The organism is uncultured Parasphingorhabdus sp. (assembly GCF_963975555.1).
GTDB lineage: Bacteria > Pseudomonadota > Alphaproteobacteria > Sphingomonadales > Sphingomonadaceae > Parasphingorhabdus.
Window position 1 is genome coordinate 120,431 of sequence record NZ_CAXBHH010000006.1, and the last position, 23,028, is coordinate 143,458.

General features: G+C 56.7%; 21 protein-coding genes and 2 tRNA genes. 9 read left to right on the forward strand and 14 right to left on the reverse strand.

Features of this window, described 5'->3' with window-relative positions:
- Window positions 1-5: 5 nt before the first annotated feature.
- Complete coding sequence (locus tag AAC060_RS12995) at window positions 6-1,499, reverse strand: ABC transporter substrate-binding protein (RefSeq protein WP_339826889.1); 1,494 nt, start codon at window positions 1,497-1,499, stop codon at window positions 6-8.
- Window positions 1,496-3,037, reverse strand: coding sequence for a peptide ABC transporter substrate-binding protein (locus AAC060_RS13000; RefSeq protein WP_339826891.1), 1,542 nt, complete (start codon window positions 3,035-3,037; stop codon window positions 1,496-1,498). The genes AAC060_RS12995 and AAC060_RS13000 overlap by 4 nt, the downstream gene beginning before the upstream one ends.
- 78 nt (window positions 3,038-3,115) lie before the next feature.
- Between AAC060_RS13000 and AAC060_RS13005 the strand changes: the two genes are divergently transcribed.
- On the forward strand, window positions 3,116-4,297 hold the full coding sequence (locus AAC060_RS13005; protein ID WP_339826893.1) for an acyl-CoA dehydrogenase family protein: 1,182 nt from the start codon (window positions 3,116-3,118) through the stop codon (window positions 4,295-4,297).
- Between the two features lie 68 nt (window positions 4,298-4,365).
- On the opposite strand, the gene AAC060_RS13010 is transcribed toward AAC060_RS13005, so the two are convergent.
- From AAC060_RS13010 to aroA, 6 genes are all read right to left on the reverse strand, one after another.
- Window positions 4,366-4,452, reverse strand: a tRNA-Leu gene (locus AAC060_RS13010).
- A 95-nt stretch (window positions 4,453-4,547) separates the two neighbouring features.
- Window positions 4,548-4,829 carry an integration host factor subunit beta gene (locus AAC060_RS13015; protein ID WP_339693712.1) on the reverse strand — a complete coding sequence of 94 codons (282 nt, stop codon included), beginning with the start codon at window positions 4,827-4,829 and terminating at the stop codon, window positions 4,548-4,550.
- A gap of 228 nt (window positions 4,830-5,057) precedes the next feature.
- Window positions 5,058-6,761: a 30S ribosomal protein S1 gene (gene rpsA / locus AAC060_RS13020; protein WP_339826895.1), complete on the reverse strand. Its 1,704-nt coding sequence runs from the start codon at window positions 6,759-6,761 to the stop codon at window positions 5,058-5,060.
- 208 nt (window positions 6,762-6,969) lie between these two features.
- Window positions 6,970-7,614: a d(CMP) kinase gene (locus tag AAC060_RS13025; protein ID WP_339826897.1), complete on the reverse strand. Its 645-nt coding sequence runs from the start codon at window positions 7,612-7,614 to the stop codon at window positions 6,970-6,972.
- Complete coding sequence (locus tag AAC060_RS13030; RefSeq protein WP_339826899.1) at window positions 7,611-7,871, reverse strand: permease; 261 nt, start codon at window positions 7,869-7,871, stop codon at window positions 7,611-7,613. The genes AAC060_RS13025 and AAC060_RS13030 overlap by 4 nt, the downstream gene beginning before the upstream one ends.
- On the reverse strand, window positions 7,868-9,217 hold the full coding sequence (aroA, locus tag AAC060_RS13035; protein WP_339826901.1) for a 3-phosphoshikimate 1-carboxyvinyltransferase: 1,350 nt from the start codon (window positions 9,215-9,217) through the stop codon (window positions 7,868-7,870). Before aroA ends, AAC060_RS13030 begins: the two co-directional genes overlap by 4 nt.
- 183 nt (window positions 9,218-9,400) lie before the next feature.
- Between aroA and AAC060_RS13040 the strand changes: the two genes are divergently transcribed.
- Both AAC060_RS13040 and AAC060_RS13045 read left to right on the forward strand, forming a co-directional pair.
- Entirely contained in the window at window positions 9,401-9,724 is a 324-nt protein-coding gene (locus AAC060_RS13040) for a TIGR02300 family protein (RefSeq protein ID WP_339693719.1), read from the forward strand.
- Window positions 9,725-9,774: 50 nt separating this feature from the next.
- Window positions 9,775-9,850 (forward strand) — tRNA-Ala (locus AAC060_RS13045).
- Window positions 9,851-10,059: 209 nt separating this feature from the next.
- Here the strand turns inward: AAC060_RS13045 and AAC060_RS13050 are convergent.
- Window positions 10,060-11,244, reverse strand: coding sequence for an AI-2E family transporter (locus tag AAC060_RS13050; RefSeq protein ID WP_339826903.1), 1,185 nt, complete (start codon window positions 11,242-11,244; stop codon window positions 10,060-10,062).
- Window positions 11,234-11,473, reverse strand: a complete 240-nt coding sequence (locus AAC060_RS13055) for a hypothetical protein (RefSeq protein WP_339826905.1) — start codon at window positions 11,471-11,473, stop codon at window positions 11,234-11,236. The genes AAC060_RS13050 and AAC060_RS13055 overlap by 11 nt, the downstream gene beginning before the upstream one ends.
- A 384-nt stretch (window positions 11,474-11,857) precedes the next feature.
- On the opposite strand from AAC060_RS13055, the gene AAC060_RS13060 reads away from it, so the two are divergent.
- The 3 genes from AAC060_RS13060 (at window position 11,858) to AAC060_RS13070 (ending at window position 15,609) form a co-directional block, all read left to right on the forward strand.
- Complete coding sequence (locus AAC060_RS13060) at window positions 11,858-13,042, forward strand: NAD(P)/FAD-dependent oxidoreductase (RefSeq protein WP_339826907.1); 1,185 nt, start codon at window positions 11,858-11,860, stop codon at window positions 13,040-13,042.
- Window positions 13,043-13,141: 99 nt separating this feature from the next.
- Complete coding sequence (locus AAC060_RS13065; RefSeq protein WP_339826909.1) at window positions 13,142-15,133, forward strand: DEAD/DEAH box helicase; 1,992 nt, start codon at window positions 13,142-13,144, stop codon at window positions 15,131-15,133.
- A gap of 8 nt (window positions 15,134-15,141) precedes the next feature.
- Complete coding sequence (locus AAC060_RS13070; RefSeq protein WP_339826911.1) at window positions 15,142-15,609, forward strand: YaiI/YqxD family protein; 468 nt, start codon at window positions 15,142-15,144, stop codon at window positions 15,607-15,609.
- On the opposite strand, the gene AAC060_RS13075 is transcribed toward AAC060_RS13070, so the two are convergent.
- Together AAC060_RS13075 and AAC060_RS13080 are read right to left on the reverse strand one after the other, a co-directional pair.
- Complete coding sequence (locus tag AAC060_RS13075; protein ID WP_339826913.1) at window positions 15,606-17,429, reverse strand: proprotein convertase P-domain-containing protein; 1,824 nt, start codon at window positions 17,427-17,429, stop codon at window positions 15,606-15,608. The two genes, AAC060_RS13070 and AAC060_RS13075, sit on opposite strands and share 4 nt — an antisense overlap.
- 236 nt (window positions 17,430-17,665) lie before the next feature.
- A complete protein-coding gene (locus AAC060_RS13080) occupies window positions 17,666-18,430 on the reverse strand; it encodes a 16S rRNA (uracil(1498)-N(3))-methyltransferase (RefSeq protein ID WP_339826915.1) in 765 nt (254 codons plus the stop codon).
- Window positions 18,431-18,616: 186 nt separating this feature from the next.
- Between AAC060_RS13080 and ubiA the strand changes: the two genes are divergently transcribed.
- The 3 genes from ubiA to AAC060_RS13095 all read left to right on the forward strand — a co-directional run bounded on the left by ubiA (window position 18,617) and on the right by AAC060_RS13095 (window position 21,922).
- Complete coding sequence (gene ubiA / locus AAC060_RS13085; RefSeq protein ID WP_339826917.1) at window positions 18,617-19,534, forward strand: 4-hydroxybenzoate octaprenyltransferase; 918 nt, start codon at window positions 18,617-18,619, stop codon at window positions 19,532-19,534.
- Between the two features lie 95 nt (window positions 19,535-19,629).
- Window positions 19,630-20,646, forward strand: a complete 1,017-nt coding sequence (locus AAC060_RS13090; protein WP_339826919.1) for an aldo/keto reductase — start codon at window positions 19,630-19,632, stop codon at window positions 20,644-20,646.
- 142 nt (window positions 20,647-20,788) lie between these two features.
- Window positions 20,789-21,922: an NADH oxidase gene (locus tag AAC060_RS13095; RefSeq protein ID WP_339826921.1), complete on the forward strand. Its 1,134-nt coding sequence runs from the start codon at window positions 20,789-20,791 to the stop codon at window positions 21,920-21,922.
- A gap of 124 nt (window positions 21,923-22,046) precedes the next feature.
- On the opposite strand, the gene AAC060_RS13100 is transcribed toward AAC060_RS13095, so the two are convergent.
- Both AAC060_RS13100 and AAC060_RS13105 read right to left on the reverse strand, forming a co-directional pair.
- The gene (locus AAC060_RS13100; RefSeq protein ID WP_339826923.1) at window positions 22,047-22,427 is read right to left on the reverse strand and encodes a VOC family protein; all 381 of its coding nucleotides are present in this window, start codon (window positions 22,425-22,427) and stop codon (window positions 22,047-22,049) included.
- Window positions 22,424-22,825, reverse strand: coding sequence for a VOC family protein (locus tag AAC060_RS13105; RefSeq protein WP_339826925.1), 402 nt, complete (start codon window positions 22,823-22,825; stop codon window positions 22,424-22,426). The genes AAC060_RS13100 and AAC060_RS13105 overlap by 4 nt, the downstream gene beginning before the upstream one ends.
- Window positions 22,826-23,028: the final 203 nt, after the last annotated feature.

The following is a 23,028-nucleotide window of genomic DNA, read 5'->3' on the forward strand; positions in this document are numbered from 1 at the left end:
CACAGTCAGGATATAGGGATGCCGACCAGTGTGTTCAATGGATGCCATCCGCGGGAATTGACGGAAAAGCCACGCTGACCCTGTTTGGCAAGCGACCAGCGGATCGGAACCGCGATCGGAATGAAATTATAATGTTCGACCAGAATTTTCTCAATCTCGGCATAGAGTCGGGCCTTGATCTGCAGATTGGTCGCTGCATCGGCTTCGGCAATTTTTGCATCAGCGTCGTTCAGGCAGACCGGGGTCTGGGTGCAGGTCAGCTGTTTCAAAAACCATTGCGCGCTATCATAGGGGGCAATCTCGTCCATCAGCTCGACATCGGCATTTTTGCCTAGGCCGACTCTTCTTGCGTCCAGTCCTACTCTTCTAAGATCCGACTGGATACGCTTGAACAGGATATCGGCGCCCGCTGCATCAGACAGAGCGATGGTGAGCGGGGTTATTCGTCCTTCCGAAGCTTTCCATCGAGTCACATGGTTTCTGGCGAAGGCCGTTCGTGCCTCCATCGTCATGCTGGCCCAGTCCGGATAAGTGTTGATCCCTTCGACATCAAGCGCCTCGGGGATGATCTTGAGCCGGCTCTGCCAGGCACTGACACCGGGAAAGGAGGTCAGCAACGCCGGACGGTTGATCGCCATTGCCAGTATTTCGCGGTTGCCCGGGACCGCCCAGAAGCCTTCGGCGCGAATGAACCTTAGTCCGAACAGGCCGGCGACCGGATCGAGCCTCAGGTCGCTGCTGCTGATGTCCGCTGCGTCGACTAGCGGCAGATGGTGATATTTCCCGTTCAGGACGACCTGAACGCCGCCGGCCCGATAGCGGGCTATGGCTGCGGCTGCGGTTTCGCTGCGCAAGGACACCCAGCGGTCATCTTCCTGTTCCGCTTCTTCTTCCTCGTCTTCCTGCGAGGGTTCATCAAAGCGATTGAGCTTGATGCCATCCTCTTCGCTAAGCAGCCGCATCGGTCCGGCGCCATGACCTGCCCGGAACAGCCCCATTTCCGGTTGGGCGAGCAGCTGAAGGAAATTGGGATGCGGTGCGTCCAGACGGATCTCGATCACCCGGCCGGTCATCGACACGACTTCGTCGACGACCGAGACGTCATATTGCAAACGGCTTTTGCGAAGTTCGGAAAAACGGGAGCGAAGCAGACGGGCGACCCGTTCGGCGGTTATCTGTCTGCCATCATCCCATTTCGCATCGAACAGACGGAAAATATAGCTGAGGCCATCTTCGGAAACGATCCATCGGGCGGCAAGTGCGGGGACAACCCGGCCTTCCTGGTCAAGTCCGACGAGGCCTTTGGCCATCGCTGCGCGCATCGTCGACGAGGCGAAGGTCAGCCGGGTCCCGACCGGATTAATGTGTGTCGAGCCGTCCTCGATCACGGTGACTCTCACCTGATCCTCGTCCTCGGCAAAGCTGCAGGCAGCGAGCAAGGGAATAGCAACTAGTGCCAGCAGGCTGTTCAGCCAGAATGTCGACCGGAAATTCATCATGGCCTTATAAGCAGAGTGCGGCTGGGATGCACATTGGAAATATTATCTTCCCATCCCGCGATGCGCGGTGCCACCAGACTGCGCGTGACGTAAAAATAGAGCGGCAGGATCGGCATGTCGGCGATCAGGATCGCTTCCGCATCGCGCATCAGTTTTTGGCGTTGGCGAGTGTCCGGTTCGGCGATTGCCTGTGCCAAAATACGGTCATAGACCGGATTGTCATAGCCCGAATAATTGCCGCCGCCATTGGCCTGCTGGTGAACCAGCAGGAAGTTTTCCGGTGTCGGCAGGTCGGCAATCCAGCCCGACCGGGATAGAGCGAAATCATGTTGGCGGAGCGCGGCGAAATGCAGCGCAGCTTCGCTGTTGAACAGGCTGGCTTCGACGCCCAGCGGTTTCCACATTGCTGCCATAGCCACCGATACGCGGCGGTGCTCGGCGGAGCTGTTGAAGCGGATTTCGAAACGCAGCGGATTGTCCGAGCCAAAGCCGGCGGCGTCGAGCAAAGCGCTCGCCTCCTGCAGCCGCTTTTTACGCGGCCAGTTTGCCCATTCGGGTCTTGTCGCTGCCGGACCGGCCAGTCCCGGCGGCAGCAATCCCCATGCCGGGATATTGCCGATCCCGATCACCTTGTCGGCGATCCACTCGCGTTCGACCGCCATCGACAGGGCTCTGCGTACCCTGCGGTCATCAAAGGGAGGCGCGCGGGTGTTGAAGGCGAAATAATAGCTGCCGAGATAGGGCACGCTATGGGCGGCGGTAGGATGGTTCTCCTTGAGCCATTGATGACGGCTTGCCGGATAGTCGGCGGCAATATCCGCACCATCCGAAAGGAACAGGCGCATCGCCGAAAGACTGTCGTCCATCGGCTTCCAGATGATGGTCGCAGTGGGTGCTGTCCCGTCATACCACGCGGGATTGCGTTCCAGCCGCGCATGGTCGTTCAATTTCCATTCGATCAATTGATACGGGCCGCTGGCAATCATCGGCCGGTCAGAAGTCCATTTGTCGCCAGCATCGCGGATCCGGTGGAGGGGCAGGGCTGCCATCGCCGGATGGGCCAGCAGTGCCGGCAGCGACGGATCGGGGGAGGCGAGGGTCACGATAAGCCGATTCGGGTCGGGCGCCGCTACTGCCACGATATTCCCGAACAAGGCCTTGGCGGCTGCCGCTGTTTCAGGGGCGCGGAGGCGCTGAAACAGGGCTGGAAAAAGCGTCGCGTCAAAATCTATGCCATCGGAAAATCGCAAATTTTGCCGCAAGGCAAAAGTCCAGGTCAGCCCATCGGGCGAGATTTGCCATTCGCTGGCCAGTCCCGGCTCCGCATTCCCTTTGGCATCCAGACGGGTCAGACCCTCGAACTGGTCGGCGGCGACGCGGAGCGAAGACAGATCAGAGACTTTTTGTGGATCGAGTCCCTTGATCTCCGAATCGGACAATCGGACAATTTGCGTTGGGCCCGGTATTGTGTCGATTGCCGGTTCGCTGGCGCAGGATAGCAGCATCAATATTATGGAAAAGAGGGCGAGATTGCGCATGTCACTCGTCTAGATGTTTTTGCTGGCTCGACAAAGCGGAACTCTTATGCTGTCTCCTTCGCAGAGGAGAATTACGGCATGACCGGTTTGCAATATGATATTTCCACCATCGGAGAGGTCGGCCCCAGAATTCTGGCTCTGCTCCCCGAAATTGCGGCGCGAGCAGAGGAAACCGAAGCCGCGCGGCGGTTGCCGGCCGATCTCGCTGCCAAGCTCGCTGCTGCGGGCGCCTTCAATCTATCCAAACCGGCATCGCTCGGCGGGCTGGAACTGGAGCCGCTCGACTTTCTGAAAATCGTCGCGACGGTTGCCGAAGCGGATGCCAGTGCCGGCTGGTGTGTGATGATCGCGGTAACCTCGACTCTGGGCGCTGCCTATATGGCGGAAACGGCGGCGAGTGAAATATTCGGTGCTGACGATGTCGTGACCGGAGGGGTGTTTGCGCCTATGGGCAAGGCCGAAGACCAGGGTGACCATTATCTGCTCAGCGGCCAATGGCAATGGGGTTCCGGCTCGGCCAATTGCTCCTGGCTTGGCGGCGGCGCGATGATCTTCAAGGATGGCGTGCTGCAGAAATTCGACAATGGCGCGCCTTATCACCGGATGCTGTTCTTCCCGGCGAAGGACGTGTCATTCATCGACAGCTGGCATGTTGCGGGCTTGAAGGGGACAGGTTCCGGAGACTTTTCGGTCGAAAATTTGATGGTCCCAAAAGATCGCAGTGTGTCCTTCGTCGGCGACCAGCCGCGTGATCCGGGTGCTTTATACAAATTCCCGCTCTTTGGCCTGCTGGCGCTGGGCGTGTCGTCGGTGGCGCTGGGGAATGCCCGGGCGGCGCTGGAAGAAATAAGCAATATCGCGATCAACAAGAAGACCCCGGGTGGCGGGCGGTCGATGGCGCAGCGAGCCACCGTGCAGGCCGAACTGGCGCGGGCGACGGCTTCGCTGGGCGGTGCCTTTGGCTACCTGGACAATGCGATAGGTGGATGCTGGGCAGAAGCACAGGGGGCCGGTGAAATCTCCGCAAAAGGCCGGGCCAATCTGCGCCTTGCCTGTGCCCATGCCACCGAAATCTCCGCCGAAGTCTGCAAGACCGCCTATACATTGGGTGGCGGTGGCGCCGTCTATTCGAGTAACAGCCTGCAACGCCGTTTCCGTGACGCCCATGTAGCCACGCAGCATATCGCGACCGCGCCGGCGGTGTTCGAACTGGCTGGCCGGATACTGCTGGATCAACCGGTTGATATGGTGATGTTATAGGGGGGCGGCGATCCGTAGAATATATCGCGCGACGCCAAGGGGCTAACAATATCCGGATAGTTTAAAACTGGTGCGGACGGCGGGACTCGAACCCGCACACCCATTTCGGATAGCAGATTTTAAGTCTGCTGCGTCTACCATTTCGCCACGTCCGCACCGGTAGGTCCAACTTTCGCTGGAGCCTAGCGACAAGCATTATTGCGGGCGCGGGGTCAAGTGGATAGGCAAATAATATTTGAAATTGTTGCGATTAGTCCTTGTTCAACTGCTCGCGAATTTCTTTGCCGGGCTTGAAATAGGGCACTCTCTTGGCAGGAACCTCTACGGATTCGCCTGTGCGCGGATTGCGACCGGTGCGCGGTTTCCGCTGGCGCGTCGAGAAAGCACCAAAGCCACGGAGTTCGACACGACCGCCTTCGGCCAGTTTCTGGCTGATTTGATTGAAAAACAGGTCGACGATTTTTTCGATTTCATCCGGCTTCAATTCCGGATTTTCTTCGGCGAGTTTTTCTAATAGTTCAGAACGTATCATCGGTGCACCTTTCCGATTTTCGGGAAATCCCGAAAATTCATGCATCAAAGACTCCAAGAATCTTCAAGTCTGATGTTATTTACATCCCATAGATGCCAGAAATCATGTCTGTTTTCAATGGTTTTGGGAGAAGTGTAATATTTGCCCCAAAATCGGAGCTGGCAATGAAAAAGCCCACCCCGATTAAGGGGCGGGCTTTTTTCTCATTCCGTCATGCGGTTGAAGAAACTATTCTTCTTTCTTCTTCAGCGCTTCGCCAAGGATATCGCCGAGGCTTGCACCGGAATCGGTTGAACCGAATTGTTCCACAGCCTGCTTTTCTTCTGCCAGCTGATGCGCCTTGATCGAGAAGTTCGGTTTCTTCGAACGGTCGAAGCCGGTGATCATGGCATCGAGCTTCTGGCCAACCTGGAAGCGGTCGGGACGTTGTTCGTCGCGGTCGCGGCCAAGATCGTTGCGCTTGATGAAGCCGGTTGCGCCGTCGTCGCCCATTTGGACTTCTAGGCCGCCATCGCGTACTTCCAGCACGGTAACCGTTGCCACCGAGCCCTTTTTGAGACCGCCGGTATCAGCGCCGCCCATGGCAGGTGCACCTTTTTCAAGCTGCTTCATGCCAAGCGAAATACGTTCTTTGTCGATGTCGATGTCGAGAACGATGGCTTTTACCTGCTCACCCTTATGGTGGAGGTTGAGCGCGTCTTCGCCGGAAATGCCCCAAGCGATGTCTGACATGTGAACCATGCCGTCGACGTCGCCTTCAAGGCCGATAAACAGACCGAATTCGGTAGCGTTCTTGACTTCGCCTTCAACGGTGCTGCCCACTGGGTGGGTATCCGCAAAGTCGGTCCAAGGGTTGGACTGAGCCTGTTTGAGGCCAAGCGAAATGCGACGCTTTTCGGTATCGACTTCGAGAACGATAACTTCGACTTCTTGCGAAGTGGAAACGATCTTGCCCGGGTGGACGTTCTTCTTGGTCCAGCTCATTTCGGAAACGTGGACAAGGCCTTCGATGCCTGGTTCCAGTTCGACGAAAGCACCATATTCGGTGATGTTCGTAACCGAACCGTTGAGCTTCGTGCCAACCGCATATTTCTCGGTTGCGCTATCCCAAGGATCGCTTTCGAGCTGTTTCATGCCAAGCGAGATACGCTGGGTGTCTTTGTTGATCTTGATGATCTGGACTTTCAGCGTGTCGCCGATGTTGATCATCTCGTTCGGGTGATTGACCCGCTTGTAGCTGAGATCGGTAACATGGAGCAGACCGTCAATGCCGCCGAGATCAACGAACGCACCATAATCGGTGATATTCTTGACGACGCCTTCGGTAACCTGACCTTCAGCCAGGGACTCGATGAGACCCGAACGCTGTTCAGCGCGGGTTTCTTCAAGAATGGCGCGACGCGAAACAACGATGTTGCCGCGCTTGCGATCCATCTTGAGAATCTGGAAAGGCTGGGTGATGTCCATCAACGGGGTTACGTCGCGCACGGGGCGGACGTCGACCTGGCTGCCGGGCAGGAAGGCTACAGCGCCATCAAGATCGACCGTGAACCCGCCTTTGACGCGGCCGAAGATAACGCCTTCGACGCGATTGCCTTCGTCATATTCTTTTTCAAGCTTGTCCCAGCTTGCTTCGCGGCGGGCGCGATCGCGGGACAGCATGGCTTCGCCATTCACATTTTCGATGCGGTCGACATAGACTTCGACTTCGTCACCGACAGAGATGTTGGCTTTTTGACCGGGAGCGGCGAATTCGCGCAGCGCTACACGGCCTTCTGATTTCAATCCTACATCGATGACAGCCATGTCGTTTTCGATGCCGGTTACGGTGCCTTTGACGACGCGGCCTTCAAAGCCTTGGTCTTCGCCACCGAGTGATTCGTTTAACATTGCCGCGAAATCGTCGCGGGTTGGAAATGCCGTTGAGGCCATATGGTTTATTCCTTGATAGTCAATTTTTCTGGCCAGGCGGTTGGTTCCGCCGGTCTTGGACCAAAATTGCCGCGATCACCTCATGCGACCGCCGCATCCATCAGAAAACTGCCAATATCTGGTGTATGCAAGGAAAAGTGCAAATACAAAAAAGCTGCGCTAAAGCCGGGGCGGTTTTTGCCAACCCGTCTTGCACATCATTTGTCTGCTATGCCGGATCGCTATCGCGCCGGCCGCTCATCTTCGCATTCACCAAGGCAATCGCCTGCTGAATGGCGGCGTCTATAGTCAAATTGGTGGTATCAAGCAAGTCTGCATCTTCGGCGGGCTTGAGCGGTGCTGACGCGCGATTCTGGTCGCGTTCGTCACGCTTTAGAATGTCGGCGAGAATATCATCGAAATTGACTGGCTCGCCGCGTCGTTTCATTTCCTCGAAACGCCGCACCGCGCGCGCCTCGGATGAAGCTGTGACAAATAGTTTTACGTCGGCATCCGGCGCGATGACGGTTCCGATATCACGGCCATCCAGTACGGCACCGGCGGGCTGGTAGGCGAAATCCTTTTGCCGTTTGTCGAGTGCCCGTCTTACCTCCGGATGAACCGAGACCCGGCTGGCCAGCCCGCCAACCGTTTCACTGCGCAATCCCGGATTGTCCAGCAACGCAGCATCAAACACACAGGCGGCCAGCGCGTCGGCGGCAACGTCGGCATTGCCGCCCTGTTCCCGGAGCGTCCAGCCGACCGCACGATAGAGCAAGCCGGTATCGAGGAAGGGCAGGGCGAAATGTTTCGCCAATTGCTTGGAGATCGTTCCTTTGCCGGACGCGGTCGGGCCATCGACAGCGATGATCATGAGCCCTGACTCGCCCGTTTTCGATAGGCCTTCCAAAGGCCGCCGACGGCAATGGTGATCCAGACCATTTCAAGCAGAAATGATGCCAGATTGAAATACACCATGAGAGAGATAGTGAGCAACAGAGCGCCGAGCAGGTTGGCGCCGTTATAGATGAATGCGTTCACCGCGTCGGCATAGACATTATAGCCATAGGCAAAAACCACCAGAATACTGCCGCAAATTCCGATCGCATTGGCGGTAAATCCGTCAATCATTTGGACACGAGCGTCGTTATCAGGTCCTGGAACCCGGGAAAGCTGGTTTGCACTGGCGTGATGTCATCAATAGCAAGCCCGGATTTTGTCACCAGGCCGGCCACTGCAAAACTCATGGCGATACGGTGGTCCAGCGCGGTTTCGATCACTGGCTTGGCTCGTCCGCCGGATAGCTGCTTTCCGCCGTTGCCTTCGATCACCATGCCGTCTTCCTTCTCGGTCAGCTTTACGCCGAGCAGTTCAAGACCTTTCGCCATTTGCGACAGCCGGTCGGATTCCTTGACCCGCAATTCGTGCAGTCCGCAGGTCGTGGTTGCACCGCTGGCCATAGCCGCGGCAATGAACAGGGCAGGAAATTCATCGATCATACTAGGCGCAATATTGGCTGGAACGTCTATGCCGGTAAGCGCGCTATGTTTGACATATATGTCCGCAACCGGTTCGCCGCCGACCGTCCGCTTTTTCTTGAAGCTGATGTCCCCGCCCATTTTCTGCAAGACTTCGAACAGCCCCGCACGGGTGGGATTGATGCCAACATTCTCGATAATGATGTCGGACCCGGGCACGATCAATGCTGCAATCACCAGAAAAGCGGCGGATGACGGATCGCCCGGTACCTTGATTTTTTGCGGCTGCAGTTCCGCTTCGCCGGTCAGCGAAATGATCCGGCAACCCTCGGCGTCTGTTTCGACGCTGATTTCCGCGCCAAAACCCTTGAGCATGGTTTCGCTATGATCGCGGGTGAGAACGGGCTCGATGATGCGCGTAATACCGGGGGTGTTGAGACCGGCGAGCAGAATCGCCGATTTGACCTGCGCAGAGGCGACCGGCAGGCGATATTCGATCGGTAATGCAGGGCACAGGCCTCTCACCGTCAGCGGCAGGCAGGATTTATGGTCCGAAGTCTCGCGCGCCTGAATATCGGCGCCCATTTCCGAGAGTGGATCGATCACCCGGCCCATCGGCCGTTTTGTCAGACTAGCATCGCCGATGAATGTAGCGCTGATCCCGTGTGACGCGACCAGACCCATAAGCAACCGCGTGGACGTGCCGCTGTTGCCCATCTCGATCGCATTGTCCGGCTGCATCAGGCCGCCGACGCCGACACCATATACGGTCCAGACGTCACCGGCTTTTTCGATTCTTGCCCCCATCGCCCGCAATGCGTCGGCAGTTGCGAGGACATCCTCGCCTTCGAGCAGTCCGGTGATCCGGCTCTTGCCGACGGCAAGCGCCGATAATATCAACGCTCGGTGTGATATGGATTTGTCTCCGGGAACGGAAATTTTACCGGTGAGCGGGCCAGACGGTTTGAACGTTACTGGCTGTGGAGTGTTGCTGGTCATGTCAGAGCTTTGTTAGCGGAACGCACAAATGATTCGTGCAGGAATATCAAACGGCTTTTGACAGCGCAGCAAAGCTATGGCAAGGCGCGCCGGATTTCGCGGCTGATTTAGATAAAACTTGAATCGCCGTATAGCGGACTTACCTATCAACGAATTGATTTAGACAGGATTTGGACACCAGCCATGGTTAAACCGGAATGGGGCACAAAACGCACATGCCCGAAATGTGGAACGCGCTTTTACGATCTCGGCAAGGAAGACCCTGCGACTTGCGTCGAATGCGGGGAAAGCTTTGTGCCGGAAGCTGTGCTGAAATCCAAACAGCCTATGCCTTTTGAAGCGCCCAAGAAGGCCGTGAAGAAAGAAGAAGATTCGGTTGACGACGACGATTTGGACGTCAACATCGATGATGATGAGCCATCTCCGGACAATGAAGTTGATCTGGGCGGTGACGATGATCTGGGTGTCAGCAAAGGCAAAGGCGACGACGAGCCTGACGATACCTAATTTTTGATTTGCTTTCTGAAGGGCGTCTGGATTAAAGGCGCTCTTCAAATGGGGCCTTAGCTCAGCTGGGAGAGCGCTTCGCTGGCAGCGAAGAGGTCAGCGGTTCGATCCCGCTAGGCTCCACCAACCTTCGCTCGCTTCGCGAGCTACGGTTGGCAGACCGATTTCCTTCTCCCGCAAAATATTGTTTGGAAATCGGCTCCGGCAGAGCGTTTGCGAAAAAACGTCTGCGCTAACCAATGCCCAAGACTGAGCTGGGGTAGTCGGATATTTTTCGACGCGGGCGGGTTCCACCAGATGTGCGCAATGTTCCAACGATGAGAAAAAGCGTCAAGCTAGTTCTGGTCGTTTTGACGACCGCGTGATTCGCCCTGATTATCTGCCGGAGCATCGAACAGCGGCTCTCCGAGAATGAAGCCGATAATATTCGGACTTCCCGTTTGAGTGAGCAATGCTTTGCCCACAATCAGCAAGGGGACCGCAATCAAGGCTCCACCCAATCCCCATATCCAGGTAAAATAGCTGATGGCCAGCAGGATCACGACCGGGTTCATCGAGAAGCGTCGACCCAGAATCGACGGCGTGATCAAATTCGCTTCGATCACCTGCAGGCTGATATAGGCCGCTGTGGGGACCAGTCCCCCTCCTAGATCGCCGGTCGATGCTGCGCCGAAGCCGAATAGAAGCACCGCCATCAGCATGGGCCCGAGATAGGGAATGAAGTTCAATATGGCAGCCAGACCACCCCACATCAGAGGCGATTCTATATCCAGTGCCCATGCGCCAAAGGCGACTATGATCCCGACGGCTATATTGATCGTAGTGACGGCCCCGATATAGTGGGACAGGTCTCCGGTAATGCTCCGCCCGGCCCGGGCCGCTTTTAATGAGGTGGCTAGAGTAGACCGTTTTGACAATATGATTCGCTTCAACCGCAAGCGGGATTCGAGCATGAAATATACCAGCAGGAGGACCAGCAGAAGTTCGAGGAGCACTGCCGGTGTGGCATAGGCCGCTTCTTCCATGACAGTGGGGCTTGCGAGGACCACTTCGCGTCCTTTGGTCTCACCGATTGTCGAAGAGAATTCTGTGCCCATTTGCGATACTGAAGCGGTGAACTGGCGCATATCAACGAGCCGTTCCTGCAAGATATTCGTGATATCGGGAAACCGCTCTGCTAGTTCCAGAGCCGGCTGCAGGATAAGCAGAAATCCGAAAGCCAGAAATAAAAGAAACGTCAGGACGGAAAGAAAGGCGGCAATCGCGTTCGGTAGTCCCAGCTTCGTCAATCCGCCGGTTAACGGCAACAACATCAGCATGATGACCATCGCGGCGAATAACGGCCTGAAAAAAACTGCGCCGGCGGACAGAACGAATGGCAAAGCCAGAAACAGGCCGAGCGACAAAAGAAAAATGGCTGTCGAGAGCTGTCTTTTGGTCGGCATTTGCTGGCTGACGGGCAGTTCGGTTGCGGGCGTTATCCTAGCTTCTCCGCTGACGAGATCACCATTATCCGTCAATATCTGTCGCGCCTTTCCGGGCAAATTTCTTTGCGCCTGCAGCGCATTTGGTCGCTACGACGGGATAATCAATTTCCCGCGCCACTTCGGATTGCAGTACCATGGCCTCTGTTCTCTCGCATTCTTGCAGCGTAGCGAAGACGCGCTCGTGCCTTACCATTTCCTTGCAAAGGGTCATGTCATCCGAACATCCCATCAAGATGATGGCGTAAGCGAGGCTGCTGATCATTTTTGGCTCCATCGACTTTTAGTTGCACTTGGTTTGAAAACGCGGGCATCTTTAAAAGGTTGCGACAGGGTGATGGATCGCCGGGCGAGCGGAGCGCAATCTGTCCGGATCTGGCGGAGTGCGCGAGTGATCATAATGGACAGCGGGGGCACAGGAACAACACAGTAATTCGCGCGCCTGCCAGCCGTTGCCAATAATCGATATCGCTGTTAAACGCGCCGTTGCGCAGTCTCGGCTTCGCTTGAGCGGTTGCTCGCGGGACAAGCTGATTTTCAAACCAAGATAATTTGGGAAACTTGGCCCTAGTTCACCCCGGCGATAGCCGAATACCCTTCGCAGACGGCAATCGCGAATCTGCTGATATTAGAGAGTTTTCGATAATCCATGCGCAAAGTCCCTACCCATTATGATGCGATAATCCTCGGCGCTGGCGGTGCTGGCCTGATGTGTGCCGCTGTGGCCGGCCAGCGCGGTCGGAAGGTTCTTCTGATCGATCATGCCGACGAGCCGGGCAAGAAAATCCTGATTTCCGGTGGTGGCCGTTGCAATTTCACCAATAGCGGCACTGCGCCCGATCGCTATCTGTCGCAGAACAGGCATTTCGCGAAATCGGCGCTGAGTCGCTACACCGCTGCCGATTTTATCGCGCTGGTTGATCGCTACGGCATCGACTGGCACGAAAAGACACTGGGACAGCTCTTCTGTGACGGTTCCGCCAGGCAGATTGTCGCGATGCTGATGGACGAATGCCCGGCCGATACCGTCAGCCTGTCGCTGGGCAAGACGATAACCGATATCGGCCATGGCGAGGGTCGCTATCGCGTCGAATATGGCGGAGAGACGGCTTTTGCGCCGTCCCTCGTGGTTGCAACCGGCGGCCCGTCGATCCCGAAAATGGGGGCGACCGGGTTCGCTTATGATCTGGCGCGGCAATTCGGTTTGAAAATAGTCGAACCGCGCCCGGCGCTGGTGCCGCTGACCCTGGGCGGAGAAGAAACCCTGTTCCGTGAGCTGTCCGGCGTGTCGGCACCGGTGATCGCGAAATGCGGGAAAACGGCCTTTCGGGAAGCTGCGCTGTTCACCCACAAAGGCTTGTCAGGGCCTGCTATTCTGCAGATTTCATCTTATTGGCAGCATGGCGAATCGGTCGAGATTGATTTTCTGCCCGATCTGGCCGGTGATTGGCTGTCCGAGGTGAAGAAGCAACTCCCCCGGCTTTCACTGAAAAAGGCGATCAATGCCCATTTGCCCACCCGCTTGACCGAGACGCTAATCGAGCGGATCGCCTTGGAAGGCGAACTGGGCAATTTGACCGACAAGAAGCTGGATGAAGCGGCGCGCCGTCTTTCCCATTGGCGCTTCATGCCCAATGGAACCGAGGGTTTTGCCAAGGCAGAAGTGACGGCTGGCGGCATTAGTACAGCCGAACTTTCGTCCAAAAATATGGAAGCTAGGCAAGTACCCGGTTTTTATGCTATTGGGGAAGCTGTTGATGTCACCGGCTGGCTCGGTGGCTATAATTTTCAATGGGCTTGGGCGAGTGGCCATGCTGCCGGCAAGGCAATATGATCCCCAGTGCAGACCGTTTAATAACAACATATTCTTCATAAACCGCAGGCGACTGGCAGTTCCGCGCGGCTTTCACATTTGCCACGGAATTAGAACATTATGCCTTTCACGAAATTATCACCGCTTCTCGCTGAGGCGCTTGCGGCGCACGAATATGACAAGCCTACGCCGGTTCAGGCCGCTGTGCTTGAACCAGAAGCGGATGGCCGCGACCTTATCGTATCCGCCCAGACCGGCTCCGGCAAGACCGTAGCCTTCGGTCTGGCGATGGCACCACAATTGCTCGATGACAACGGTCGTTTCCCGTTTCTGGTCGAACCATTGGCTTTGGTCATCGCACCGACCCGCGAGCTTGCGCTGCAAGTGAGTCGCGAACTGACATGGCTCTATCAGCCAGCAGGCGCGCAGATCGCGACCTGCGTTGGCGGCATGGATGCTTCCAAGGAACGGCGTCAGCTGCGCCGCGGCGCGCATGTCATCGTTGGAACGCCTGGCCGTTTGCGCGATCACCTGGAACGCGGAGCGCTCGACCTCAAAAATCTGCGTGCAGCGGTTCTCGATGAAGCGGACGAAATGCTCGACATGGGTTTCCGCGAAGATCTTGAAGAAATTCTCGATGCTACCGGTGAGCAACGCCGGACATTGATGTTCTCGGCGACCATTCCGAAACCGATCATCAATCTTGCCAAACGCTATCAGAATGATGCGCTGCGCATTTCCACCGTCGGCGAAGACCGTGGCCACGGCGATATCGCCTATCAGGCAATCACCGTCGCTCCTGCCGACACCGAAAACGCGGTGGTCAATCTGCTGCGTTTCCATGAAGCAGAATCGGCAATGCTGTTCTGTGGCACCCGCGAAGCGGTTCGTCGTCTGCACGCCAGTCTGGTCGATCGCGGCTTCAGTGCTGTGGCGCTGTCGGGTGAACATACCCAGAGCGAACGCAACCAGGCGATGCAAGCCTTGCGCAGCAAGCGCGCACGCGTCTGTGTTGCAACCGATGTCGCCGCTCGTGGCCTCGATCTGCCGACCTTGAGCCTTGTTGTGCATGTCGACATGCCACGCGATGCCGAGACTTTGCAGCATCGGTCCGGTCGTACGGGTCGTGCCGGCAAAAAGGGTACGGCGGTTATCATCGTGCCTTATCAGCGACGCAAGCGGGTGGAATCCATGCTGCGCGGCGCGAAGATCAACGCGGAATGGAAAGATGCACCGACACGCGCGGACATTCGCAAGAATGATGCCGAGCGGCTGATCGAAACATTGTTGCAGCCGGTCGAGATTGACGAAGATGATTTGGCATTGGCGAAGCGTCTGATGGCAGAAAAAACGCCGGAAGAAATCGCGGCCATGCTGGTACAATCGCATCGCGCGAAAATGCCTGCTCCGGAACAGATGCTCGATCGTGGCGCGCAGTCGCAAGCTGCGCCAGGCGGTCCGCGTCCCGGATTTGAAGATACGGTCTGGTTCAAGATGAACGTCGGTCATAATCAGCGCGCTGACGCTCGCTGGCTGTTACCGGTATTGTGCCGCCGTGGTCATATCACCAAGAATGAAATCGGCGCGATCCGGATCAACGGTGACGACACATTGTTCGAAATCCCGCGTCGGGTGGTCGACAAATTTACCGCTGCTATCGCTGAAAAGAGAGAATCCGGCGGGGATGATACCGATGATATCGTGATCACCCAGTTTGAAGGCAAACCACGCGATGAAGCCAAGCGCAACCGCAAGGGCGGACGCGGCGACAGTGGTGGCGGCCAACGCGATTACAGCAACGCCAGCAAAAAACATGGCGGCAAGCAGTTCGGCAAGAACAAGTTTGGTGACAAGAAGTTTGGCGACAAAAAATTCGGTGACAAACCGGGTGGCGGCGGCAAGCCTTACCAGAAGCGCAAGCCGGAAGGTGAAGGCGGCTCTGACGGCGGCGGACCAAAGCGCGAATTCGGCGGCGGTTTCAAAAAGAAAACCGACTTTAACGGCGATCGCAAATCCGGTTCCGGCGGTAATTTCGGCGGTGGCGACAAGAAGCCGCATCGCGGCAAACGCCCTTTTGAAGGCTCGAAACCTCGCGGACCCAAAGCCGACTGAACTAAACCATGACCACCGCCATTCAAATATTGGTTGATGCGGACGCCTGCCCGGTAAAGGATGAAATTTACCGGGTGGCGGACCGTCATCAAGTCGCGGTGGTGATTGTCAGCAACAGCCCGTTCCGGGTGCCGGCTCACCCGCTGGTCAGCCGCGTGGTGGTCAGCGATGCCTTCGATGCCGCCGATGACTATATTGCGGAACGCACCAGCGCTCACACTATCGTGGTTACATCAGACATATTGCTGGCTGATCGCTGTGTGAAGGCCGGTGCTGCGGTGGTCGGATCCAATGGCAAGCCGTTCACTGCTGATTCCATCGGAGCAGCGGTAGCGACACGGGCGATCATGGCCGATTTGCGCGCTGGTATGGGAACAGAGAATATCGGTGGCCCGCCGCCGTTCAGCAAAGCGGATCGCTCCCGCTTCCTGTCATCCCTGGATGAAATATTGGTGCGCTTGAAACGCGCCGGTTAGTTTACCGTAACCTGAAAAGTCAGGGCAAAGCTGCTCGCCGGCCCCAATGTCGCTGCCGTCGCCGTGATGGTTGAGCCGGCAATCGATGCACCATAGGGATCGCTTTCATCACCACCTGTTGCATTGTCATCTTCCACCGTAGCCGCAGAGCCGCAATTGCCGCCGCTCCTCATCGATCCCGCAGTGTAGGTAAATGGACCGGACAGATTGTCTGTAGCGGAAATCGCATCCGCCCTCGCTGATCCGCTGTTGCTGATCAGGATACAATATTGGACGATGGCGCCCGGAATACGCTTGGGATTGGTCGTGCCGCTGACCGGATCGCTGATGATCGAACTGATCTTGGTGACGCTCAGGCTGGTCGTCGGACGACAGAATTTGAAATCATGGATCGACATCGCCTGATTGCCCGATGCAGTCGGGGTGGTCGGCAGATGGTTGCCATAGGTTATGGAAACCGAGTCGACCGGTGAGGTGAAGGTCACGACCGCATTGCCGAACGGGTCGGTTGCGCCGGACGCGCCGTCGCCGATAATCGAATTGCCGCTTATATAATTGGCGGTATTGTTCGATAATGTCGGCAGGACGGTGGCGCCGTTATATGTGCCGGTCACCGTGACCTTGTCGGTGAACTGGTTGGCAGCATAATCAATATCAAACATGGAGAATTGAAGGCCCGGCACTGCGGTCGGCAAGGTGAGGATGACCGTCCCGGAATGTGTCTCGTTGCCGTTATTCATGTATAAATAGAGCGCCCGCGTGCCCGATGCTCCGCCGCCGCTGTTAGAGGTCGTGATTTCCGGGGTGCTGTTGGTAAATCCGTTCGGAGGTTGCGTTACGCCAAAGCTGATATCGCCCAGGCCGGTGACGCTATAGCTGTGCGCCAGCGAACCTCCAGGCGACCAGGTCGTCGGCGAATCCCAGCTGAAATCCAGCTGGTTGGATATGGGGCATATCGAGGTGAGCGAGGGCACGTAGCCGGCTATGCGCCCGCCTGCAGCGAAGCTGACGCTGGCATAATCATCTTCGCTGGTAACCCCGTTGTTGGGGGTTGAGTCCGGATCATAAGCGGATGAGGTGCGAATTTGCGCATTATTGGTGATCGTGCCGGAGGTTGCCGTGATGTTCACATTCAGTTCGATCGTGATCGTCTGGCCCGGCGCGATCGCGGTCCCCAAGGACCAGATTCCGCCACTATATGTCCCGGTGCCGGATGTGCCTGTCAGGCTGACACCAGCGGGCAGGCTGTCGCTGACCGTCACCCCGGTGGCGGTCAATGCCGAAATCGCCGAGTTGGTTACCGATAAAGTATATCTTCCCGTATTGGCTGATGTTGCGCCGAAGGTTTTGGTCAGGGAAAGATCTGCAAATGGCGGTGGCTGGGTAATATACAGGTCTGCCTGCCGGAAGGATCCGACATCGACGCCCTGCTGGTCACAAATGCCGAGCGTCCAAGTTCCCAGTGCATTCTCGCCGTCAAAGGCTGACAGGCTGTTCTGCGGTGTCTTGGTGTTGTTATAAATGGGAGTCAAAGGGTCATTGCTGGTGTGGGACGCAATGGCTCCGCCACTGGCTTCATCATCAAATTTGACGTTAAGATTATCCGCGCTTCCACCGACATAATCCATCAAAGTAACGACCGTGCCGCCTGGCGAGGTCAATGTGACTTCCAGATCGCGCCGGTAGGTGTGATCGAGCAGGACACCGATATCGACGTCACCCACAACATAGCTGGTGCCGACGGTGAAGGTCCGGTTGACCGTTGTCGGGCAGGCATTGTCCGGGATCGCGACGGTGCCGACATTGGAATATATATTCACGGTCTGGGCCTCTGCCTGTCCCGCAGGAAAGAGTGTAATCGCGCACAGGCAAAGCAAACCCCACATAAATGTGCGGATTTGTAATCGGCTCTGGCCCCCGATAGATTTCCCAAAAATCATGGATTTCCTTTATCCAAAATGGGCTAATTATTGGTTAACCAAGCGGACAGGATGATTGGGTTTTACAAGGATTTCAGGATGTTTGGTTTGCTGATGCCGATCATGAATATCGACGTCTAGGCGGGATTCCAGTCACCGCGTCCTGCCATCCAGAGGCTGATCGCCGCTATGGCAGCGGTGTCAGCGCGCAATATTCTCGGGCCAAGCGATACCGGCACCGCCTGGGGCAGGGCGCGGATCAATTCATTTTCGTTGTCGGAGAAGCCGCCTTCGGGGCCGATCAGGATAGCCGCCGGGCCGTCATGGGCGACCAGGGCCTTGCGGAAGCTGCCTTCACCGCTTTGATGGATGCGTTCGTCGGCAAAGAACAGATGGCGTTCGGCGGGCCATTGTTGCAGCATGTCGGCCAGTTTTACCAGCGGATCAAGAGCGGGAAGAGCTGTGCGTTCGCATTGTTCCGCTGCCTCGATCATATGGGCGTGCAGCTTCTCCGTCTTGATATTATGACTCTGGGTGCGTTCGGTCTGTACCGGCATGATCCTGTCGACGCCGAGTTCAGTCGCTTTTTCGACGATCCAGTTGAAGCGGTCTTTCTTGATCGGCGCGGTGCACAGCCAGAGATCGGGAACCGCCTCCCGTTCCCGTGTCTTGCCATCAACCATCAGGATCAGGTCGCGTTTGCCGAGAGCGGTGACATGGGCAAGATATTCACCGGTGCGGTTGTCGAATAATTTTAGCGGGTCGCCTTGCTTGATCCGCATCACTTTCAACAGATAATGGGCATGGCTGCCGTCCAGCCGGATTTCTGCGCCATCGGATATTTCGATATCAACGTAGAGACGCGGGGCGCTGTGCGGGGGATAAGCGGGTGTGGCTGGCATTGATGCTGTTTAGCGGCAGGTTTTATTTTCGTCATGCTGAATTTATTTCAGCCTCTCTTTCGGAAGAATGCACATGTCCGGCTGAGGTCCTGAAACAAGTTCAGGATGACGAGTTAGAGAAGCTCAGGGTGACGAGTTAGAGAAGTTCAGGATGACGAGTTATAGAATTGACGATAAGCAGCTGTCATGTCTGACCAATCCAACCAGATCGTCCCCGATTCCGAACATAAGGGCATTGTCGGCCTGCTGCCCGTTGCAGCCCGGCCCTTTGCCCTGCTTGCCCGTTTTGACCGCCCGATCGGCTGGTGGTTATTGTTCTGGCCCTGCGCCTGGGGCGTGGCGCTTGCCGGCGGTGCGATCGAGCGCTGGGACCTGCTCCTCTGGCTGCTGGTCGGTTCGATCGCAATGCGCGGCGCGGGCTGTGTCTATAATGATATCGTCGATCGTGATCTCGATCGCCAGGTGGAGCGGACCCGCTCGCGGCCATTGGCCAGCGGTGTCACGTCGCTGAAAGCCGCGTGGATATGGCTCGGCATATTGTGTCTGATCGGGCTGCTGGTCTGGCTCCAGATCAATGGCACGGCCAAGCTGGTGGCGCTGGGCAGTCTCGCTCTGGTCGCAGCCTATCCATTTATGAAACGCATCACCTGGTGGCCGCAGGCATGGCTTGGACTTGTGTTCAGCTGGGGCGCGCTGGTCGGATGGCTGGCGATTGCACCGCAATTCCACTGGGCGATGGTGCTGCTCTATCTCGGATCAATATTCCTGGTGATCGGCTATGACACAATTTACGCGCTGCAGGATAAAGAAGACGACGCCATGGTCGGGATACGGTCGAGCGCGTTGCGGCTCGGAGATAATGTGCGGTCCGGTGTGCTGCTTTTCTATCTGGCCGCACTCGGGAGCTGGGCGGCTGCATTCTGGATGCTGCGCCCCCAATGGCTTGGTCTCGTGGCGCTTGTCCCCGTCGGACTGCATCTCTTTTGGCAGGTTGCGACCCTGAAAAGCGGTGATGGAGATGATGCGCTTGCCAAATTCCGTTCCAATCGCTTTGCTGGCCTGCTGATGTTTCTTGCCTGTCTGGTTCTCGGGCAGGCTGGCTAGTTATCAGCGAAATTGGATTGCGTTTCGCAACCCATGGCGGTTATGCTACTTAACTGTACAGTTAAGCCAACGTCAGATTTGCCGGAGATGTTTTCATGAAAAAGCGCCGCCTGGGCCGAAGCCCGATATATGTATCCGAAATCTGCATGGGGACTATGACCTTTGGCAGCGCTGCCGACGAAGCCATGTCACACAGGATCATGGACGAATCAGTCGAAGCCGGGATCAACTTTTTCGACACGGCGGAAAATTATCCGGTGCCACCAAAACCGGAATGGGCAGGCGAGACCGAGAATATTGTCGGCCGCTGGATGAAGGGCAAGGATCGCGACAGCCTGATCATCGCGACCAAAGTATCCGGTCCCAGCCATGGCTGGATAGAATCTTCGCAACGTGCCGGCATGACCGCGATGGATCGCCACAATATCGTCAAGGCGCTCGATGAAAGCCTCAAGCGGCTCCAGACCGACTATATCGATCTCTACCAGACCCACTGGCCCGATCATGGCACCGCCTATGACGAAACAATGGAAGTGCTCGACGAGGAAATTCGCAAGGGTAAGATCCGCACCATCGGCTGCTCCAATGAAACCAGCTGGGGCCTGATGAAATCGCTCGAGGCTTCGGAGCGGCTGGGTGTCACCCGCTATTGCACGATCCAGAATAATTTCAGCATGAACAATCGCCGGTTCGAGGATGAACTGGCGCAGGTCTGTCGTCAGGAAGGGGTCAGCCTGATCCCTTATTCGCCGCTCGCTGGCGGGGCCCTCTCGGGCAAATATAATGATGGCGCGACGCCGGACGGTGCGCGTTTCTCGTCCTATCTAAAAATGGGTGGGCGTCAGGCGAAAATGGCGGAACGGTTCGTGAATCCGAAGTCCGAGGAATCGACCAAGCGTTTCATGGCAATTGCCGACGAACTGGGCGTTGCGCCGGTGACGCTGGCCACCGCCTGGTCGAAACAGCATGATTTTGTCGCTTCGACCATTGTTGGCGCAACCCACACCGACCAACTTCCCGAGATTTTTGCCGCTGCCGATCTGGTGCTCAGCGACGAGATGATGAAAAGGATTTACAAGATCAGTCGGGAAATCATGTACCCGATGGGTTGATTCACGAGGTCTGAATGACGAGGTTAAGGCTGCCAAACAGATTATCGATAAAAGGGTGACCGAATTTTTCGGGATTACCGCAAAATTGGGGGCGCTCACCGCCACCAAAAATTTCCAGAAACACAAGAGAGAGGAATTTCTAATGAGCCAGTTTCCCGACGCAAAGCAACTGTTCACCACCGTCACCGAGGACGGCAAGTCGATCCTTTCGATCGAGCCTTATGCTGTGCCCGAACCGAAAGAGCATGAAGTCGTCGTCCAAATGGAAGCGGTGCCGATCAATCCGTCGGATCTCGGTCTGTTGACCGCTGCTGCCAGCATGGACACGGCGCGTAGCGAAACCGTCGACGGTCACCCGGCGCTGGTTGCCGATGTGGAACCGGCGATGCAGCCTTTCTTCAAAGGCCGCGCGGGCAAGAAACTGGCTGCCGGTAACGAAGGTGCTGGTACCGTTGTTGCAGCCGGATCATCCGATGCGGCGCAGGCGTTGATGGGCAAGACCGTCACGATCGTCGGCGGCGAAATGTATCGCACCCATCGCGTGATGCCAGCCGCAGCGTGCGTTCCACTCCCCGAAGGCGCAGCAGCCAAGGAAGGCGCTTCTCTGTTCGTCAATCCGATGACCGCACAGGGGTTCATCAACACGATGCATGCGGAAGGCCATACCGGACTGGTTCACACCGCTGCCGCTTCCAATCTCGGCCAGATGCTGGCCAAGCTGTGCCTCAAGGATAATATCCCGCTGGTCGCGATCGTGCGCTCCGACGCCCAGAAGAAAATCCTCACCGACATCGGCCTGACCCATGTCATCGACAGCACCAAGAGTGATTTCATGGAGCAGTTGATTGCGGCGCTGGCTGAAACCGAAGCGACGCTGGGCTTTGACGCCATCGGCGGCGGCAAGATGGCCAGCTATATCCTGACCGCGATGGAAAAAGCAGCGGCAGTGCGCGGCGCGGAATTTAGCGTTTACGGCTCCACCGTCAACAAGCAGGTCTATATCTATGGCCGTCTCGACACCGGCGAAACCATCCTCGGCGGCGGTCTCGGCCTTTACTGGGGCGTTGCCGGCTGGTTGCTGACCCCGCATCTCGAAAAAGTCGGCCGCGACCGGATGATGGAAATGCGCATGTATACCGTCGAAGAGCGCAACGGCATATTCCACAGCGACTATTCGAGCGAGATCAGCCTGATGGACATGATCGACCCCGAAATCGCCAAGGGCTACGAGAAGAAAGCCACCGGCGAGAAGGTGCTGGTCAATCCTAGTCTCTAGAAACACGCTGCATTGAGACCGTCATCCTGAACCGGTTTCAGGACCTCGGGCCTCTTTGCACTTTGTAGAAAAAAAGCGCCCCTCTCCCTGCAAGGAGAGGGGCGCTTTCTTTTTCCAGCAGGGGCTAGGCGTAGCTTACCACTTCCCACTCTATCCCGTTCCAGTCGAAGAAATAGAAGCGCCGGCCGGGCTCGTAGTCGCCATGGTTGAAGGGCTCGAGACCGGCGGCCACAACCTTCGCCTCCACCGCATCCAGATCATCGACGGTCACGCCGATATGGTTCAGCGGTTCGCCCTTGTTGAACGTCGGGTCGGCGGCCTGCACATCCGGATTGGTGTAGAGTGCGATATACTGATCATCCGTGCCGACGTGGATCGTGTGGCCACCCAACATTGATGGCCCCTCCCACCGGATATGCCAGCCAAAAAGATCGCGGAGGAGGTCGGCGCTGCGTTGCGGGTCGCTGACCGTGATGTTGACGTGCTCGAGTTTTCCGTTGTTCATTTTTCATTTCCTTTCTCCGTGGTTAAATTGTCGATCCGCCAGGGCGGGAAGCGGCGGTTGCTGCCGCCGTAGAACAGGCAGATCGGGTTGCCCGCCGGATCGCGCAGCCGGGCTTCGCGCCAGCCCCAGCTCTGGTCAGTGGGCCCTGTGTCGAAGGTGATGCCTTCGGATTGCAGATCCGCGATGACTTCGTCGAGATCGTCACATTCGAAGTAGATCATGGTTGTTTGAGCTCCGGTCTTCTCCACCGCATGGATCGAGAAAGTTTCGCCGGTCGGTGTTTCGAACCGGGCATAGCGGGGCGGGGAGTCGACGATTTGAGTGAGGCCGAGCTGGCGGTAAAATGCTGCTGACCGGTCATAATCGACGCATCCGACGGTGACCTGATTGAGTTTCATATGCTCACTTCCTCGCAATATTGGCATCACTATATTGGAAGAATTGGAAGCATGTTTTTCGCCTTTTTCTGCGGCCTTTTGAGCCCGCCAATTCTCCATGCTTGCGATTCGTACAATCTCAAGCTAAGTTGAGGTCAAGCTAATATTTTCCTCCCTGTTGCTCAGCAACGGGGAGGTGGCAGTCCGGAGGACTGACGGAGGGG